General features: G+C 62.9%; 17 protein-coding genes. 7 read left to right on the top strand and 10 right to left on the bottom strand.

Translation table 11 applies throughout. The features are described 5' to 3' along the window. Positions 1-6 precede the first annotated feature (6 nt). Positions 7-708, top strand: coding sequence for an orotate phosphoribosyltransferase (gene pyrE / locus AAIL67_RS15115; RefSeq protein ID WP_045839220.1), 702 nt, complete (start codon positions 7-9; stop codon positions 706-708). A gap of 8 nt (positions 709-716) precedes the next feature. Continuing rightward, positions 717-1,388, top strand: coding sequence for a hypothetical protein (locus AAIL67_RS15110; RefSeq protein ID WP_063665393.1), 672 nt, complete (start codon positions 717-719; stop codon positions 1,386-1,388). Positions 1,389-1,399: 11 nt separating this feature from the next. Here the strand turns inward: AAIL67_RS15110 and AAIL67_RS15105 are convergent, their stop codons facing one another. The 5 genes from AAIL67_RS15105 to AAIL67_RS15085 form a co-directional block, all read right to left on the bottom strand. Beyond that, the gene (locus AAIL67_RS15105; RefSeq protein WP_063665394.1) at positions 1,400-1,753 is read right to left on the bottom strand and encodes a hypothetical protein; all 354 of its coding nucleotides are present in this window, start codon (positions 1,751-1,753) and stop codon (positions 1,400-1,402) included. 86 nt (positions 1,754-1,839) lie between these two features. Beyond that, on the bottom strand, positions 1,840-2,058 hold the full coding sequence (locus AAIL67_RS15100) for a hypothetical protein (protein ID WP_003070377.1): 219 nt from the start codon (positions 2,056-2,058) through the stop codon (positions 1,840-1,842). 90 nt (positions 2,059-2,148) lie between these two features. Beyond that, on the bottom strand, positions 2,149-3,270 hold the full coding sequence (locus tag AAIL67_RS15095; RefSeq protein ID WP_223305602.1) for an HPP family protein: 1,122 nt from the start codon (positions 3,268-3,270) through the stop codon (positions 2,149-2,151). Between the two features lie 134 nt (positions 3,271-3,404). Further along, entirely contained in the window at positions 3,405-3,980 is a 576-nt protein-coding gene (locus AAIL67_RS15090; protein ID WP_034380918.1) for a nitroreductase family protein, read from the bottom strand. 100 nt (positions 3,981-4,080) lie between these two features. Further along, a complete protein-coding gene (locus tag AAIL67_RS15085; protein WP_034357916.1) occupies positions 4,081-5,118 on the bottom strand; it encodes a hypothetical protein in 1,038 nt (345 codons plus the stop codon). Positions 5,119-5,394: 276 nt separating this feature from the next. On the opposite strand from AAIL67_RS15085, the gene serA reads away from it, so the two are divergent. The 4 genes from serA to AAIL67_RS15065 all read left to right on the top strand — a co-directional run bounded on the left by serA (position 5,395) and on the right by AAIL67_RS15065 (position 10,064). Further along, on the top strand, positions 5,395-6,624 hold the full coding sequence (serA, locus tag AAIL67_RS15080) for a phosphoglycerate dehydrogenase (RefSeq protein WP_034357918.1): 1,230 nt from the start codon (positions 5,395-5,397) through the stop codon (positions 6,622-6,624). 157 nt (positions 6,625-6,781) lie between these two features. Further along, positions 6,782-8,782 carry an oligopeptide transporter, OPT family gene (locus tag AAIL67_RS15075; protein WP_343484305.1) on the top strand — a complete coding sequence of 667 codons (2,001 nt, stop codon included), beginning with the start codon at positions 6,782-6,784 and terminating at the stop codon, positions 8,780-8,782. Then, positions 8,779-9,603 carry a hypothetical protein gene (locus tag AAIL67_RS15070; RefSeq protein WP_343484304.1) on the top strand — a complete coding sequence of 275 codons (825 nt, stop codon included), beginning with the start codon at positions 8,779-8,781 and terminating at the stop codon, positions 9,601-9,603. The genes AAIL67_RS15075 and AAIL67_RS15070 overlap by 4 nt, the downstream gene beginning before the upstream one ends. A gap of 122 nt (positions 9,604-9,725) precedes the next feature. Next, positions 9,726-10,064 carry a YegP family protein gene (locus AAIL67_RS15065; protein ID WP_034357874.1) on the top strand — a complete coding sequence of 113 codons (339 nt, stop codon included), beginning with the start codon at positions 9,726-9,728 and terminating at the stop codon, positions 10,062-10,064. 43 nt (positions 10,065-10,107) lie between these two features. On the opposite strand, the gene AAIL67_RS15060 is transcribed toward AAIL67_RS15065, so the two are convergent. From AAIL67_RS15060 to gatC, 5 genes are all read right to left on the bottom strand, one after another. Further along, entirely contained in the window at positions 10,108-10,920 is an 813-nt protein-coding gene (locus AAIL67_RS15060) for an alpha/beta fold hydrolase (RefSeq protein WP_034406984.1), read from the bottom strand. 1,110 nt (positions 10,921-12,030) lie between these two features. Beyond that, positions 12,031-12,723, bottom strand: coding sequence for an excinuclease ABC subunit A (locus tag AAIL67_RS15055; RefSeq protein WP_343484303.1), 693 nt, complete (start codon positions 12,721-12,723; stop codon positions 12,031-12,033). Between the two features lie 157 nt (positions 12,724-12,880). Further along, positions 12,881-14,338 (bottom strand): Asp-tRNA(Asn)/Glu-tRNA(Gln) amidotransferase subunit GatB, encoded by a 1,458-nt coding sequence (gene gatB, locus AAIL67_RS15050; protein WP_063665398.1) that lies wholly within the window; start codon positions 14,336-14,338, stop codon positions 12,881-12,883. Positions 14,339-14,488: 150 nt separating this feature from the next. Beyond that, the gene (gatA, locus tag AAIL67_RS15045; RefSeq protein ID WP_034380933.1) at positions 14,489-15,979 is read right to left on the bottom strand and encodes an Asp-tRNA(Asn)/Glu-tRNA(Gln) amidotransferase subunit GatA; all 1,491 of its coding nucleotides are present in this window, start codon (positions 15,977-15,979) and stop codon (positions 14,489-14,491) included. 21 nt (positions 15,980-16,000) lie between these two features. Beyond that, complete coding sequence (gene gatC / locus AAIL67_RS15040; RefSeq protein WP_003070403.1) at positions 16,001-16,300, bottom strand: Asp-tRNA(Asn)/Glu-tRNA(Gln) amidotransferase subunit GatC; 300 nt, start codon at positions 16,298-16,300, stop codon at positions 16,001-16,003. Positions 16,301-16,512: 212 nt separating this feature from the next. On the opposite strand from gatC, the gene AAIL67_RS15035 reads away from it, so the two are divergent. Then, a complete protein-coding gene (locus tag AAIL67_RS15035) occupies positions 16,513-17,556 on the top strand; it encodes a rod shape-determining protein (protein ID WP_003059473.1) in 1,044 nt (347 codons plus the stop codon). Positions 17,557-17,634: the final 78 nt, after the last annotated feature.

Here is a 17,634-nt window from a genome sequence, read left to right as displayed (position 1 = left end):
GAATCCATGGTGGTGAGTGAGAAGCCAATGGGCGGTGCAGACCGTCTGGCGCAGGATTTTGTGCAGTTTGCCGTCGATGCGGGCGTGCTGCGTTTTGGTGAATTCAAGACCAAGGCCGGGCGCATCAGCCCGTACTTCTTCAATGCCGGCCTGTTCGACGATGGCGCCAAGATGGCCCGTCTGTCCGAATTCTATGCAAAAGCCATTCTGGCCAGCGGCATGGAGTTTGATATGGTCTTCGGGCCTGCCTACAAGGGCATCCCTTTGGCAGCCACGGTGGCGGTGGAACTGGCGCGGCAGGGCAAGAACGTACCCTTTGCCTACAACCGCAAGGAAGCCAAGGACCACGGCGAAGGCGGTACTTTGGTGGGGGCTCCCCTCAAGGGCCGCGTGCTCATCATTGACGACGTGATGTCGGCAGGTACGGCCGCGCGCGAGTCGATTGCTATCATCAAGGCGGCCGGTGCCGAGCCGCATGCCGTGGCCATCGCTCTGGATCGTCAGGAAATGGCGACAGAGAATGGCCAGGACGTGCCGCACAGCGCCGTGCAATATGTGCGCAATCAGCTGGGCATGCAGGTCTGTGCGATTGCCAAGCTGGCAGATCTGTTGCTTTATCTCGAGCAGCAGGGCGGGGATGCCGGGCGCGAGCATCATGAGCGCGTGCTGGCCTACCGTCAGCGTTATGGTGTTGAAGACAAGGAATAAACACGCAAATGAAGCAGGCCTTGCATGCAAAACTGAGTTTGTATGTGGTAGCTACCGTCTGGGCAGGCGCCATGCCGGCTCAAGCTCAGGCCCCAGCCAATAGCGGCGGTATCTACGCCTGCACGGATGCCAATGGGCGGCGCATCACGGCCGACAGACCTATTGCCTCCTGCGTCGATCGCGAGCAGCGTGTGCTTGGTACCACGGGCGTCGAGTTGCGCCGCGTGGGCCCCACGCTGACCGATCAGGAGCGCAGTGCACAGGAGGCCAAGCGCCGCCAGGATCAGGCCGAGCAGCAACGCCTGCGTGAGGAGCGCTCGCGTGACCGCGCGATGCTGGCGCGCTTCCCCAATCAGGGCGTGCATGACGCCGCCAGAGCCGAGGCCATTGCCCAGGTCAACGATGTGATCGGCGTGGCCCAGCAGCGCCAGGTCGATCTCAAGGAACGCCGCCGCAAGCTCAATACCGAGCTGGAGTTCTATCAGAACGACCTGAAGAAGGCTCCCGCCAATCTGCGCCGCCAGTTGGACGACAACACGGAATCTCAGGCCGAGCAGCAGCGCTTCATCAAGCAGCAGGAAGAGGAAAAGCAGCGCATCAACCTGCGCTTCGATGTCGAGCTGCAGCAGCTGCGCAAGCTATGGGCTGATCTGCAGCCGGCCGCAACGCGCTCGCACTGACGGCTGTGCCTTCAGTCTTCGTGGCCGTCTTTGTGCATGGCCATGACCCGACCCAGCAGCAGGGTCGCAATCCAGGCCACTCCAGCGATGATCAAGGGCATCTGCACCAGCAACGGTGCCTGAGCCATGAGCATCAGCGCATCGGCTTGCCACAGCGCCCCATAACCCTTGAACAAGCCATAGGCCAGCCATAGCAGCAGGCCTGCGCTGGCAATGGCGGCCATGCTGCGCATATTGCGGCCGTCACGGCTGCCTGCGGGGATGCGCAGGGCGGTACGCCATAGCCAGCCCACGGAGGCCAGTACCAGCAGCACGCAGGCCGCAACGGACAGCGGCATCCACAACGAAAGAGGAATCAGCGACATGGCGCCGCACTTTAGCCCAGTTGATCCCTGGATGAAAAAGAAAATACCCACCGAAGTGGGTATGCATGAAGGGGCTTGTCAGCGGCTCAGTTTGCGCGCCAGACCACATGGTGGCCCGGCACGGACTGAATGCCCAGCACAGTGGCGTGGTGGGCGAGCAGCTCTTCGAAGGTCTTGGTGATTTCGCTGCTGGCAGTGCTGCCTTCATATTCCGTGGCCACCTGTGTCGCGGTAAAGGAACTGGCTCCAAAGCTTTGCACGATGTTGCGCAGCTTGTCGAGGTTTGGGGTGAACACGGCGTCCATGGCAGCAACTCCTTTTCGGGCAATCAAACCAGTACTGCCCATAGTTTATCCAGCAGCCCGTGTCAGGCAAGAGGGCCTTTGCCCGCATGGCTATTGATTGATGGAGAGCAAGGTGCGAATCACGTCGGAGCGCGTGATGACGCCGACCAGGGTCTTGCCTCGCAGCACGGCAATGAACTGCACGCTGTGCGATGCCAGCTCGTGCAGCAGATCGCCCATGGGTGTGTCTTCCTGCACGCTCATCTCTGGTGCGCGCATCAGTTCCTGGGCTACGGATTGCACTTTGGATGGCCGGCTGCGCAGGCGCTGCCAGAGGTTTTGCTGCTGGCGCGCGCGGTGATCCTGCCAGAGCCAGTCGAACAGGTCGGCGCGCAGCACGCGGCCAATCAGCTCACCTTGCGCATCGACCACGGGAAGGCTTTTGATCAGATGGCGGTGAAACAGCTCGGCGACCTCTTCGAGCGGAGTCTGCGGGCTCACGGTCAGGAGCTTGGCGGACATGACGGTGCCGCAGTTCACGCTGGACAGCCGGCGCTTGATGGCCTCCTCCTCGGCGGCGGCCAGCAGCTCGCCCAGATCCTCGGGTGTCAGGTTGTAGCTTTGCTCGAAGCGCTGCAACAGCTGCTCCAGATCCTGCTCGCTCAGCGCCAGGCGCGTGGTGGGACGCTGGGTCTTGGCCGCTTGGGGCGGCTGGTGCAGGTAGGGACGGCCGCAGGCGCGGTGGTAGAGCACTCCGACTGCTGCAAGAACGCCTGAGAGCACGGCCATGGGAATCAGCAGATGCCAGCCCAGTGGCGCCATCTGGGCCGCAGCCAGGACCGTCAGCAAGGCCACGGCGCCACCCGGCGGGTGCAGGGCACGCAGCAGCAGCATCAGGGCAATGGCTCCTGCCACGGCCAGCGCGGCCAGCGAGGTCTGGGACAGCGTGGGAAACGCCCAGAGCAGCAGCAAGGTATAGAGCGCAGGCACGGTGTTGCCGACGACACAGTTCCAGGGCTGGGCCAGCGGGCTGCTGGGCACGGCGAAGACCAGCACGGCGGTGGCGCCCAGCGGTGCGAACAGGAACAGGGTGTTGGGAAAGAAATGCTCGACCAGCCCCACCAGAATGCCGGCCAGCGCCAGACCCAGACCTGCGCCGATGCTGGCGCGGATCAGCTCTTTCCAAGAAGGGCGCGAGGCCACCGGCCCCAGGCGCTGCCACATTGTTTGCATGACGGACATAGGCTCAGGCTACGGGGCGCAAATTTGATAGCTGCTCCCGCAATGTTGTATTGATTAATGCGGCAATTCTGTCAAAAAAAGCTCCACAGGGTGAGTTGTGGAGCTTTGGCGGGATTGGCGCCGCTTCAGGCGGTTGCGGCGGCTTGAACGGCTCCGGCACTCAGCATTTCGGCCAGCTGCTTGCGGCCCGAGGGCTGCTCGCGCTCGCGCAGATCGTCGGGCAGAGTGGCGGCATCGGCGCGGCGGCCCACGGCGATCACGCATTCGGGCACCAGATGCTCGGGCAGGTTCAGCACCTTGCGGGCTTCATCGGCAGAGAAGCCGCCCATGGCGTGGGTGGCCAGACCCATGGCATGGGCCTGCAGCGCCAGATAGCCCCAGGCGCAGCCCGCGTCGAAGCTGTGCTTGGCGGCGGAAGCCTGCCTGTCCGACAGCAGCACGATCAGCGCGCCGCCATTCAGGCACCAGCGGCGGTTGGCTTCGTTGGGGATCTGCGAGAACGCCTGCCAGTTCGCGTCATCGCGCAGGGCGTAGGCAAAGTGCCAGGGCTGCTTGTTGCTGGCCGAAGGCGCCCAGCGGGCGGCTTCCACCAGCTGCTCGATCTGGGCAGCGCTCAGTGCTTCAGGCACAAAGGCGCGCGGCGACATGCGCTCGATGAATTGCGCGTGGACGGGGACGGTACTGCTACGGGTGGTGCTCATGGTGATATCGCTGAACTGAAAAGAAAAGGGCCCGCCTACTGTACAGAGGCGGGCCCGAAACCATAGCGCAAGCTCCGGCCTTTGTGCCGGAGCCGGAAAATCAGGACTTCTGACCCGATTGCGCGCCGATACCGCGCAAATGGCGCTCCATGCGGAACATCACCAGCGCCATCATCACCATCACCAGGCAGGAAATCAGCAGCGTGGCAAAAGCCGTGTCCATGCCCAGAAACTCCCACTTTTCCTCATCGGGGTTGTCGCCGCGCAGCTTGGCGGCCGTGCGGTCGAACGACAGTGTGTAGTTGGTCAGCAAGGTATTGACGATCTGCGGGGCGGACTGCTGCTGCAGCTTCTTGGTCAGGCTTTCGTTGCCCAGCACCTTCTCCAGCGCCACGGGCAGCCCCTTGATGTAGGCCGCATACGAGCCCTCGCCATGCTCCATCTCGGCGGCCTGGGCACGGTCGTTGATTTCGGAGGCCAGGTTCACCGGATCCATCAGCATGGCGTCTTCGCCCGAAGCCTCGGCGGCTGCCGCAATCGCTGCATCGGCTGCAGCATCTGCGGCGGCACGGGCCATGCGGTCCTCGCGGGTCAGCGAGATGCGGCGAGCCGTCCAGGCGGCATCCACTTCGGCAGCGGCCGCGTCGGCAGCCTCCTTGTCGCAGCAGGAGTTTTCACGTGCCTCGCGCATCTTGATCTGGCGGTTGACATCGTCGGCCGAGGGCAGGGCATCGCCCTTGAGCAGGGGGTGGATGGGATCCAGCCCCTGGCTGCTGTTTTCCGTTTCTACGCGTTTGCGCGCAGCCGTGTCCCGGTAGATGAAGCCACGCAGCAGGCCGTCGGCCTTGCGGAAATCCGGACGCAGGGCGGGGTCGGCCAGACGCTTTTCCATGGGCACGGCGTTGCCGAGTACGCTCAGGTCGCGACCGGTCTCTTCTTCCATGTACTTGAGGTCGTAGGGCGCATCCTTCCAGTTCAGCGCCGTTGCGCCGGCAGTGGCGGTATCGGGCTTCTTGGGCTTGTAGTGGTCCCAGATCCAGTGGCCCATGCCAAACAGCACAAAGATGGAAAAGGCGAGCAAGACAAGACGCAGAACTTGAATCAGCAAATCTTCTGCGCGGCGCAAGAGGGTCAGCATAGGCAGCAAATCCTTGTAAAAAGCTTGAGTGGTCTGCACTTTCAACTATGAAATTGGAAGCGCGTGAATGATCGCGATTGTAGGAAGCGAATCGGAAAGTCGTAATTTGTTACAGCTGAGTCGACAAATGCACGCTTCCGTCCCGCCCAGCGCTCGTTTTTGGGCCGGGGACGCCGGTGCTGCTCCTCTTCACTTCATGAAGGGGCGATGCACCCAGATCCTGTAACGGAATTACGAAACCGCTGTAATGGAGTTTTGATGGATCGAGGCTGGATCATGGGTAAGACGTCGCTGGATAAATCGAAGATCAAGTTTTTGCTGCTCGAGGGCATACATCCCTCCGCGCTCAAGGTGCTGCATGACGCGGGCTACACCAATGTGGAGGCACTGACCGGCGCGCTGGACGGCGAGGAGCTCAAGCGCAAGATTGCCGATGTGCACTTTGTCGGCATCCGCTCGCGCACCCAGCTCACGGCCGATGTGTTCGCGGCCGCGCAGAAACTGGTGGCCGTGGGCTGCTTTTGCATCGGCACCAACCAGGTGGATCTCAACGCAGCGCGCGAGCGCGGTGTGGTGGTCTTCAATGCGCCTTACTCCAACACCCGTTCGGTGGCGGAGCTGGTGCTGGGCGAAGCCATTTTGCTGCTGCGCGGCATCCCCGAAAAGAATGCCGTCTCCCACCGCGGCGGCTGGAAGAAGAGCGCGGAGAATTCCTTCGAGATCCGCGGCAAGACGCTGGGCATCGTCGGCTATGGCTCCATCGGCACCCAGCTGTCGGTGCTGGCCGAAGGCCTGGGCATGAAGGTCATCTTCCACGACGTGGTGACCAAGCTGCCGCTGGGCAATGCCCAGCAGAGCAGCGGTCTCAACGAGCTGCTGGCCCAGTCCGACATCGTCACCCTGCATGTGCCCGAGCTGGCCTCCACCAACGGCATGATGGGAGCGGCGCAGATTGCCGCCATGAAGCCCGGCAGCATTCTCATCAATGCATCGCGCGGCACGGTGGTCGATATCGAGGCGCTGGCGGAATCGCTGCAAAGCGGCAAGCTGCTGGGCGCGGCCATCGACGTCTTTCCCAAGGAGCCCAAGAGCAACAAGGACGAATTCCTGTCGCCGCTGCGTGGCATGGACAACGTCATCCTCACGCCGCATATCGGCGGCTCCACCATGGAGGCGCAGGCCAATATCGGTCTGGAAGTGGCGGAAAAGCTGGTCAAGTACAGCGACAACGGCACGACCACATCGGCCGTCAACTTCCCCGAAGTGGCGCTGCCCGAGCACCCCGGCAACAACCGCATCCTGCATGTGCACGAGAATCGTCCCGGCATTCTCTCTGCCATCAACCAGGTGTTTGCCGACAACGGCATCAATATCGCAGGTCAGTACCTGCGGACCGATGAAAAAGTGGGCTATGTGGTGATCGATATCGATGCCAAGTCCTCGGCGCTGGCGCTGGAAAAGCTCGCGCAGATTGCGGGCACCATCCGCTGCCGCGTGCTGTTCTGAAGCCTTGGCCGCTGAACGGAAAAGGAGACCTTGGTCTCCTTTTTTCATGGACCGGCCATTGGCGATGCCAGAAGCTGGCCCGAAGGGGCGCGACGGACATGGTGTTGCGCGCCGCTGATGCTAGGCTTGTGCCGTTACAGACCCTCCCGCTTGCACAATGAATACACCAATCAAGAGAGAGTTCACCTTTCGTGGCGTGCTGCTTGGCGCGCTCATCACCCTGGCGTTCACCGCCGCCAACGTCTATCTGGGGCTCAAGGTCGGGTTGACCTTTGCCTCGGCGATTCCCGCTGCCGTGATTTCCATGGCGCTGCTCTATCGCTTCAAGGATTCCAACATCCTTGAAAACAATCTGGTGCAGACCCAGGCCTCGGCGGCCGGCACCTTGTCTTCGGTCATCTTTGTGCTGCCGGCGTTGCTCATGCTGGGGCTGTGGACGGGTTTTCCGTTCTGGCAGACGGCATTGATCTGCGCGGCCGGCGGCACACTGGGCGTGCTCTACACCGTGCCCCTGCGCCGCGTGCTGGTGGTGCAGTCCGAGCTGCCCTATCCCGAGGGCGTGGCTGCTGCCGAGGTGTTGCGCGTAGGCGATGAGCAGCGCCATCTCCACGATCCGGAGAACCAGGGCAAGCCACGCAGTTCGGGCTTGCGCGAGCTGGGCTGGGGCACGGGGCTGGCAGCGCTGTTCGGCTTTCTCAGTGGCGGTCTGCGCCTGCTCGGCGATGCCTTCAATTTCTGGATTCCCGCAGGCGGCGTGGCCTTTCGCGTGGCGGCGGGCTTTTCGCCCGCCCTGCTGGCCGCAGGTTATCTGATGGGCGCGGCCGCAGGCATTGCAGTGCTTGTGGGGCTGGCGCTGTGCTGGGGTGTGGTCGTGCCCTGGCTGACGGCCCAGGCTTCTCCTGCGGCCGGCCAGGCGCTCTCCGAGCTGTCCACCCAGCTCTGGGGCAGCAAGGCCCGCTTTCTGGGTGCGGGCGTCATCGGCATCTCGGCGCTGTGGACCGTGGCCACGCTGGCCAAGCCCATTGTCCAGGCGATTCGCAACCAGCCTGCACGCAGCGTCGCCGAGGGTGCCGGTGGCGATGAAACCGACAAGGACATGCCGCGCAGCTGGATGCTGATGATAGGAGCCGCCGCCCTGGGCGTTCTGTTCCTGGTGGTCAATGACTTCATCGTCGGGCATATGCCCGATCTGGCCGCTGGCGCGCGCTACGGCCTGGCGGCCCTGTGCGTGCTGTTCGCGGCCCTGTTCGGCTTTCTGGTGGCGGCGGCCTGCGGCTATATGGCCGGTCTGGTGGGCTCGTCGGCCAGTCCCATCTCGGGTATCGGCATCATCGCCACCTTGCTCATGGGCGTGGCCCTGCTGGGGCTGCATGCCCTGGTGCCGGCCTATGCCAGCGCCGTCGCTGGGCAGATGGGCATTGCGCTGGTGCTGTTCATGGTTTCGGCCGTTCTGGCCATGGCTGCGATCTCCAACGACAACCTGCAGGATCTCAAGACCGGCTATCTGGTGGGGGCCACGCCCTGGCGTCAGCAGATCGTGCTCATCATCGGCTGCCTTGTGGGTGCGCTGGTCATACCGCCCGTGCTGGATCTGCTCTACAACGCCTACGGTTTTGCCGGCAGCATGCCGCGTGCCGGCATGGACCCGAATCAGGCCCTGGCCGCGCCGCAGGCCACGCTGATGATGCAGATTGCCAGCGGCATCTTCAAGGGTTCGCTGGATTGGAGCATGCTGGGTCTGGGCGTGGCCGTGGGCATTGTCGTCATCCTGATCGATCTGACCCTGCGCAAGAGCGGCAAGGGTGCGCTGCCGCCGCTGGCCGTGGGCCTGGGCATCTATCTGCCGCCCACCATAGGCCTGACGCTGACCATAGGCGCGGTGCTGGGCTGGTGCATTGCCAGAGCCATCAAGGCCTATGCGCAGCGCGGCGGCAAGGACTGGACGGCGGCGGCCGAGGAGCGCGGCCTGCTGCTGGCCTCCGGCCTCATCGTGGGCGAGAGCCTGATGGGCCTGTTGATTGCGGCACTCATAGGCTTCAGCGGCAAGGATGCGCCGCTGGCCCTGGTCGGCGAAGGCTTTGCGCCCGCCATGTGGCTGGGCCTGGCCTATTTCGTGGGCCTGTGTGTGTTCTTTTATCGCCGGGTGCTGCGCAAATGAAGACAGGAAGATTCGACGGGAAACAGGCCGAATATCGCCGGGGCAACTTCGGCTTCGCCCATGAGTGGCTGCAGGAGTTCAAGACGCTGGACGAGGTGCTGGAGCGGCTGGACGCGCTGCGTGCCGCCGACCCTGCACATCGCTACCTCTGCACGCTGGACGATGTGAGCCAGTGCAGCTACACCAGCGGCCATGCGAGCCAGGATGAGCGCCTGTATCTGGATGACCCCGAGGACATGGACTGGGACGACCCGGCGCAGGAGCAGGCCCTGACGCTGGCTTCGCTGCAGCACCGGGTGGCGCAGCTGCAGCGGCCCGAGCTGGTGCAGGACTGGGTGCAGGTCTGCGGCACGCTGCTGCTGGCGGCCGAGGATGTAGATGCCCTGCTGCAGGCCAACGGCAGTCCCGAGGTGCTGCTCGACGAGGTGGTCTATGTCCAGCGTCTGCCCGTGCCCAGCGACGAGCTCATGATTGCGGGCCAGCCAAACGGCTATTTCAGCGCGGACTGGGACAGTTTTCAGAACCACGCTGTCATCCGCCATCTTGCGGTGCAATATGGCTATCGCTTCTTCGGCATGGGCGCCGCATGGATGGGGTTTGTGCGCAGCAGCCTGCCCGATGCGGTGCTGGTCGATCGGCTGATAGAGGATTTGCGCATGCTCTACGGCCAGGGACAGGGCGAGGTGCGGGAACATGCGGGCTGGGTACAGCTGGCGTCTGTGCTGCTATCTCGGCGTACGCTGATGCTGGGCTATGCCGAGAATCTGGCCGAAGGCATGGGGCTGGATCAGCCGCCCTATGAAAGCGCCATGAAAAGCTGACAAGGCTGGATTCATCACCGCCGGAGCCGGCCAGGGGATGCCCGGTTTCAGCGGTGATGGTTTTATAGTGTGCGGGCTACCCCCGCGGCGCAGGCCGCTTTTTGCAACTGAAGGAGAAACCAATGGCAGGTCATTTCGAGTTGAGCAAGAGCAGCGATGGGCAGTTCCGGTTTGTGCTGAAGGCCGGCAATGGCGAGATCATCCTCACCAGCGAGCTGTACAAGGCACGGGCGGCGGCCGAGAGCGGCATTGCCTCGGTGCAGACCAACAGCCCGCTGGCCGAGCGCTATGAGAAAAAGACAGCCAGCAACGGCAAGGAGCATTTCAACCTCAAGGCGGCCAACCATCAGGTTATCGGCACAAGCCAGCTCTATGCCTCGGCAGCCTCGCGCGATGCGGGCATCGAGTCCGTCAGGAAAAACGGCGCGACGACGGTCGTCAAGGATTTGACGGGCACTTGAAGCGCATTGCCGGACAGCTCCTGCTGGGAGCGTCAGAGGCCTTTCAGGCCGCTTTGTGATGCCCGTCCACAAACTGCTCTATGGCGCTCCAGAAGCCGTTGGCGCGGAAGATGGTCGAGTGATTCGCCAGGGCGAATTCCTGCACCTGCACCGCCTTGTCCCTGAGGCCGTGCAGCAGGGCGTCAGTGCGCTCGGGCTGCACCACCTGATCGCGTCCGGCGCGCAGCACCAGAATCGGCCCATGGTAATTGCGTAGATGCGCGGCAGAGTCGAACGGGTCGCGCAGCAGCAGTTCCACAGGCAGCCAGCCATACATGCCGCGCACCGTGTTCAGGATGCTGTCGAAGGGCGTGATCAGCACCAACTGGTCCGGCTGGCGCAGGTCGGCCACGGCAGCCGCCACGCCCGTGCCCAGGCTGCGGCCAATCACGGTGATGGGCAGTTGTGGGTGCAGACGCCTGACCTCATCGAACAAGGCCGCGGCATCCAGCTCCATCAGCTCCTGCGTGGGCTCGCCCTCGCTGGCGCCGTAGCCGCGGTAGGCCAGCATATAGATATCGCTGTGCGGCAGGCTGCGCGACAGCTGCTGGCGCCGGTGGGCAATGTTCTCGGCATTCCCGCCAAAGTAGATCACCGCATTGCGCGCCTTGCCGTCGGCCGGGTGCAGCTGCCAGCCCCGCAGCAGCACATCGGCGCGCTGCAGCGAGAAATCGGTGCTCTCGGCCGCCACCCGTGTGCCGCCACCCGGAAAAATCATCTGGCGCTGCTGCGCAAACATATAGCTGCAGATACAGATATAGACCGCCAGGCACAGGGCCAGCAGCCAGAGCAGGGGCTTGAGCAGCTTGGAGAACATGGAGCGCAAAGATATGGGGGTTGCGCCGGATTGTGCGCAGATTTGTGTGGGTTTGGGGTGCGCTTTACCTCGGCTTTATGTAAGCGGTGGTTTGAGGAATTGATAGCGGGTGGTGCGAGTGATGTCTACGTTTGGGGCTTGTTTGGCTCGTGGTGATGCTTTAGCTGTTTGCCTGATGTGGCGAGGCTGATTGCATGCCTGCTTTGCTTGCAGAGGGCGGGTCTCGGCCCGCCTGCCGACCGACTTTCTGCTGCCAGAAAGTCGGCAAAGAGCCAGCCCCTACTGCCCCCGTCCCTCCGGCTTCGCCTGCGGGCAACCTGCGCCGTCAAGCTCTTGGGGCTGTGCGGCAAAACTCACTGCGCGCTTGCAGCGCTCCGTTCAAACAGGTTGCCGCAGATTGGATGACGATGCAGTTGCACTCTGCGGTGCAACTGCCAGCCCCAAGAGCCTGCCGTCGCAGGCGTGGGCAAAAGGGGCAATACCGGGAGCGGGATAGCTTCTTTATCAAATTGATAGCTGTTACTGCAATCGGAATAAACACTTGAAGCCAATTTCGTCATAGCTCTCGCAGGCCGCACGCTCCCGTATCCACCCGTGTGTCAGCGCCTGCGGCGCGCGGTTCGGGCTGCGGGCATTGGCACCGAAGAGTGCCAATGCATCGTGCTCTGACTTGCGGCAACCTGTTTGAGCGGCGCGCGCAGCGCAAAGCGAGTTTTGCCGCACCGCAGACTGAATGGCGTGACGCAGGTTTGCCCGTAGCGAAGCGTAGGGACGCAGACAGTCGGGGCGCATTCTTGGGGTTACGTTTCTTGTGCGAGCAAGAAAGGTAACTCGCCTGCCGGGGCGAGACCCGGCCTCTGTCGTGTACAACAAAAAAAGCGCTTTTTTGATAGCGGCCTACGTTGATGCGATTGAGCTAGAGGCTCATTTGGCTTGAAGTCTCTGTTTTAGCGACATGCCTGATTAGTGGACTGAGGGCGGGTCTCGGTCCGCCATGCCGACTTACTTTCTGCTGCCGGTATGCCGGACCACCAGAAAGTAAGCAAAGAGCCTGACCCTGCTGCCCTCGTTCCTTCGGCTGCGCCTGCGAGGGGAGCAGACACCTAACTATCACGCCCCCAGCAAAAAGTACCCAGCCTTGTGCTGATTCCGACTGCTGCTGACACATAGCTTCAACCGCGCCTCCATGTACTGGCGTACTTCCGAGCGGTCGCACATCTGGGCCAGGTCTTCCCAATAGAGCAGGCTGGTGAAAGAAGGCTTCGCGGACTCAGCCGCGTCGCCCTCGCTCACTTCTGCGGCGCGCGAAAGGGTGGGAACATAAATAGGTCCATTCACCGGGGCGTAGTGCTGCACGGGGCGGCCTGCTGCTTCCTCCTTGCGCCTGGAAGTCAGCACAAAGTAATGCTGGCGGGCGTCTGCCAGATGGGACTTCTTATCGGCGTCGAAGACCTTGTCCAGCCGCTCCAGCCCTTTGGCCACATCGGCGGCGTAAGTCCAGTTGCTCAGGTATTTGGTCTCGATGAACAGAAAGACCTGCCGTGCGGGGTCTGAGATGAGCACATCGGCCAGCTTGCTGCGCAGGCGCTCGTGGCACAGGTAGGCGTGGGTGTCGAAGGAGATATGGGGGGACTGAAGGCCGAGGTCGTCGCGGCCCGTGACTTCCTGGATGTAGCGGTTGAACTGGACGATGCGCTTGGCATAGCCGGCCGTGAATTCGTTGAAAAAGTAACCGGCAAAAAACTTGCTGCAGAGGTTGCGCTCTTTTTCGGATTCGATGAGTGAGGCGTTCGAGAAGATCACTGATTTTTTCCTGGGCAGGCGCCACAGGGCATGGGGACCGAGGACTGGGATGAGCTGCAAGTAATAAGGCCGCAGGCATATGCTGCCTGCGGCCCTGGAGCGTGCTCCCATTATCTGGGGGCAGAGGCACGCCTTGAGGGACGTGCTTGTAACAGAGTTAGGCCAGCTTGGCCTTGAGCAGCTCGTTGACCTGGCCGGGGTTGGCCTTGCCCTTGGAAGCCTTCATGACCTGGCCGACCAGGGCGTTGAAGGCCTTGTCCTTGCCGGCGCGGTATTGCTCCACGTTGGCGGGGTTGGCGGCGATTACCTCGTCGATGATGGCTTCCAGTGCGCCGGTGTCGTTGGACTGCTTGAGGTCCTTGGCTTCGATGATGGCGTCCACATCGGAGCCTTCACCGGTCCACAGCGCCTCGAACACCTGCTTGGCGGAGTTGTTGCTGATGACGTTGCCGTGGATGCGGGCGATCAGGGTGCCCAGCTGCTCGGCGGAGACCTTGACCTGGTCCATGCCGATCTCTTCCATGTTCAGGCGGCGCGAGATCTCGCCCATGATCCAGTTGGAGGCCAGCTTGGGCTGGCCGCAGGCCTTGGCAGCGGCTTCAAAGTAGGCGGCCATGGCCTGGCTTTGCGTCAACGTGGTGGCGTCGTACTCGGGCAGGCTGTATTGCGCTACAAAGCGCGCGGCCATGGCGCGGGGCAGCTCGGGCATTTCGGCCTTGACCTGCTCCACCCATTCGGGCGCCACGACCAGCGGAGGCAGGTCGGGGTCGGGGAAGTAGCGGTAGTCGGCCGCATCTTCCTTGGTGCGCATGGCGCGGGTCTCGCCCGTGTCGGGGTTGAACAGCACGGTGGCCTGCTGGATCTTGTGGCCGTCCTCGATCTGCTCGATCTGCCAGAGGATTTCGTAGTCGATGGCGATCTGCATATTCCTGAACGAGTTCAGGTTCTTGATCTCGCGGCGCGTGCCCAGCGGCTGGCCGGGCTTGCGCACGGAGACGTTGGCGTCGCAGCGGAATGAGCCTTCCTGCATATTGCCGTCACAGATGCCGATCCAGGTGACGATCTTGTGCAACTCCTTGGCGTAGGCCACGGCTTCGGCGGTGGAGCGGATATCGGGCTCGGTCACGATTTCCAGCAGCGGCGTGCCGGCGCGGTTCAAATCGATGCCGGACTGGCCGATGAACTCGTCGTGCACGGACTTGCCGGCATCTTCCTCCAGGTGGGCACGCACCAGACGCACGGTCTTGAGGACGTTGTTCTTGCCTTCTTCCAGATAGAAGCTGACTTCACCGCCTTGCACCACGGGGATCTCGAACTGGGAGATCTGGTAGCCCTTGGGCAGGTCGGGGTAGAAGTAGTTCTTGCGCGCGAAGATGGAACGCGGCGCAATCGTCGAGCCCAGCGACAGGCCGAGCTTGATTGCGCATTCCACGGCCTTTTTGTTCATCACCGGCAGCGTGCCGGGCAGGGCCAGGTCCACGGCGCTGGCCTGGGTGTTGGGCTCGGCGCCGAAGGCGGTGCTGGCACGGCTGAAGATCTTGCTGTTGGTCGCCAGCTGGGTGTGGGTTTCGAAGCCGATGACGACTTCGTAGCCATTGATTAGTTTCACAGTCATGTTCTTGCTTCAAAAAGTGGGCTGTATCCATGGCGCTGCGCATGAAACCGGCGCGGCCCGATCCAGGGACAGCGAGCAAGGGTCGCCCCGCAGCGAGGCTGTCGTCCCCCTTGAGGGGGAAGGCGCGAAGCGACTCAGGGGGTGTTTCATTTAAATGCCGGCGGGGCTCTTCAGGTGGAAGTCTGTCGCTTGCTGGAAGCGGTGGGCCGCGTTCAGCAGTTTGGCTTCGCTGAAGTAGTTGCCAATCAGCTGCAGGCCCACGGGCATGCCGCCGTCGCCGAAGCCTGCGGGCAGGGACAGGCCGGGCAGGCCGGCCAGCGATGCGGGCAGGGTGAAGATGTCGGCCAGATAGTTGCTCACGGGATCGGCCTTGCCGCCAATGGCCCAGGCCGTCGTCGGCGCGGCCGCGCCGGCGATGACGTCGCAGTCCTTGAAGGCAGCCTGGAAGTCGTCGGCAATCATGCGGCGGATCTTCTGCGCCTGCAGGTAGTAGGCGTCGTAATAGCCTTCGGACAGCACATAGGCGCCGATCATGATGCGGCGCTTGACCTCGTCGCCGAATCCTTCGGCGCGGGTCTTTTTGTACATATCGTTGAGGTCTTCGTACTTGGCGGCGCGGTGGCCGAACTTCACGCCGTCAAAGCGCGACAGATTGGACGAAGCCTCGGCCGGAGCCAGGATGTAGTACACGGGCACGGACAGTTCGGTGCGCGGCAGGCTCACGGGAACCAGCTTGGCACCCAGCTTTTCGTATTCCTTGAGCGCTGCGTTGACGGCTGTGCGGACATCGTCGGACAGGCCTTCACCAAAGAACTCGGCGGGCACGCCGATGCGCAGGCCTTCGATCGAGTCACCCAAGCGGGCGCTGAAGTCCTCGGCGGGGTAGTCCAGGCTGGTGGAGTCGCGGTCCAGATCGGGGCCGCACATTTCGGAGAGCAGCAGCGCGCAATCTTCGGCGCTGCGGCCCATGGGGCCGGCCTGGTCCAGGCTGGAGGCAAAGGCGATCATGCCGTAGCGGCTGGCGCGGCCGTAGGTGGGCTTGATGCCGGTGATGCCGCAGAACGAGGCGGGCTGGCGGATGGAGCCGCCGGTGTCGGTGCCGGTCACGGCCGGGGCCAGACGCGCGGCCACGGCAGCGGCGGAGCCACCGGACGAGCCGCCGGGCACGCGCTCGGTGTTCCAGGGGTTGCGCACGGGCTGTGCCGCGTCAAAGCCCACGGGGGCCACGGCCGAGTTCTCGTTGGCGCCGCCCATGGCGAATTCGTCGCAGTTGAGCTTGCCCAGAGTGACCACGCCGGCATCGGCCAGCTTCTTCACCACGGTGGCGTCAAACGGCGACTTGTAGCCCTCCAGCATCTTGCTGGCGGCAGTGGTGGGGAAGTCCTTGGTGACGAAGATGTCCTTGTGCGCAATGGGCACGCCGGCCAGCTTGCCGCCCTTGCCTTCGGCAATCAGGGCGTCGGCCGCCTTGGCCTGGGCCAGGGTGGCGTCTTCATCGATGGCGACAAAAGCGCCCAGCTGCTGGTGCTGCTTGGCGCGGGCCAGGAAATGCTGGGCGGCTTCGGTGGCGGAGACCTGCTTGGCGCGCAGCTGCGCGGCCAGCTCGGCCACGCTCAATTGGTGGAGTTCGGTTTGGCTCATGTTCTGATGTGTCCCGCGCGTTTATTCGATGACCTTGGGCACGAGGAAGTAACCCTTTTCGGCTGCAGGGGCGTTCTGCATGTTGGCGTCGCGGTTATTGCCCTCACTTACCAAATCGTCACGTAGCCGTAAGGCGACGTCCTGGATGGCTGCCACCGGATGTGACAGAGGGCTGACGCCCGAAGTATCCACAGCCTGCATTTTTTCGACGATGCCGAAAAAGTTGTTTAGTTGCGCGAGCATGCGCTTACTTTCGTCTTGCGACAGTTCAAGGCGGGCCAAGTTGGCGATGCGCGCAATGTCTTGATCGTTCAATGCCATAGAAATTATTTAACAGGGCCGCCGCGTGTAAAGCAGTGTTTCTAACCCTGACAGTAGAAGTTATTCACAGGGGATACGGTATTATCTCGGCTTTGCCGCAATACCTCCGTTCGGCTGGTCATTGTGCAAAAAATGCCCACCACCCAGACTCCATTACCTTACATCCCGGCGACGGCTAGCCGATGCGCAAGCCGTGCCTGAGAGGACCCTGAATGTTCGGAGCTTTCCGTCGGTACTTCTCCACCGACCTTGCCATTGACCTTGGCACAGCTAACACCCTGATTTTCGCCCGAGACAAGGGCATTGTTCTGGACGAACCTTCGGTGGTTGCGATCCGTCACGAAGGCGGCCCCCACGGCAAGAAGGTGATTCAGGCTGTCGGCCGCGAAGCCAAGGCCATGCTGGGCAAGGTGCCCGGCAACATCGAAGCCATTCGCCCCATGAAGGACGGCGTGATCGCCGACTTCGTGATCACCGAGCAGATGATCAAGCAGTTCATCAAGATGGTGCATCCGCGCTCGGTGCTGACGCCCAGTCCCCGCATCATCATCTGCGTGCCCTGCGGCTCCACCCAGGTCGAGCGCCGCGCCATCAAGGACGCCGCCGAAGCTGCGGGTGCCACGGCCGTGTACCTGATCGAAGAACCCATGGCTGCCGGCATCGGCGCGGGCCTGCCCGTCTCCGAAGCCTCTGGCTCCATGGTGGTGGACATCGGCGGCGGTACGACCGAAGTGGGCGTGATCTCGCTGGGCGGCATGGTCTACAAGGGCTCGGTGCGCGTGGGTGGCGACAAGTTCGATGAATCCATCATCAGCTATATCCGCCGCAACTACGGCATGCTGATCGGCGAGCCCACGGCAGAACTGATCAAGAAGCAGATCGGCTCGGCCTTCCCCGGCTCCGAAGTCAAGGAACTGGAAGTCAAGGGCCGCAACCTGTCCGAAGGCGTGCCGCGCAGCTTCACCATCTCTTCCAACGAAGTGCTGGAAGCGCTGACCGACCCCCTGAACCAGATCGTTTCCGCCGTGAAGAATGCGCTGGAGCAGACGCCTCCCGAGCTGGGCGCCGACATTGCCGAGCGCGGCATGATGCTGACTGGCGGCGGTGCGCTGCTGCGCGATCTGGATCGTCTGCTGGCCGAAGAGACGGGTCTGCCCGTGCTGGTGGCCGAGGAGCCGCTGACCTGCGTGGTGCGCGGCTGCGGCATGGCGCTGGAGACTATGGATCGCCAGGGCAGCATCTTCACCAGCGATTAATCGCTGTGCAATGTGGTGTTTTGCGGCACGCGGCATAGTGCGCGTACCGCAGCCACTTCCATGAACAGGGCCTGAGTC

Origin of the sequence: Comamonas sp. A7-5 (assembly GCF_039581385.1) — a bacterium.
GTDB classification, from domain to species: Bacteria; Pseudomonadota; Gammaproteobacteria; order Burkholderiales; family Burkholderiaceae_C; genus Comamonas; species Comamonas thiooxydans.
The sequence above is the reverse complement of the archived record's forward strand: the minus strand, read 5'-3'. Positions and strand labels throughout refer to the sequence as shown.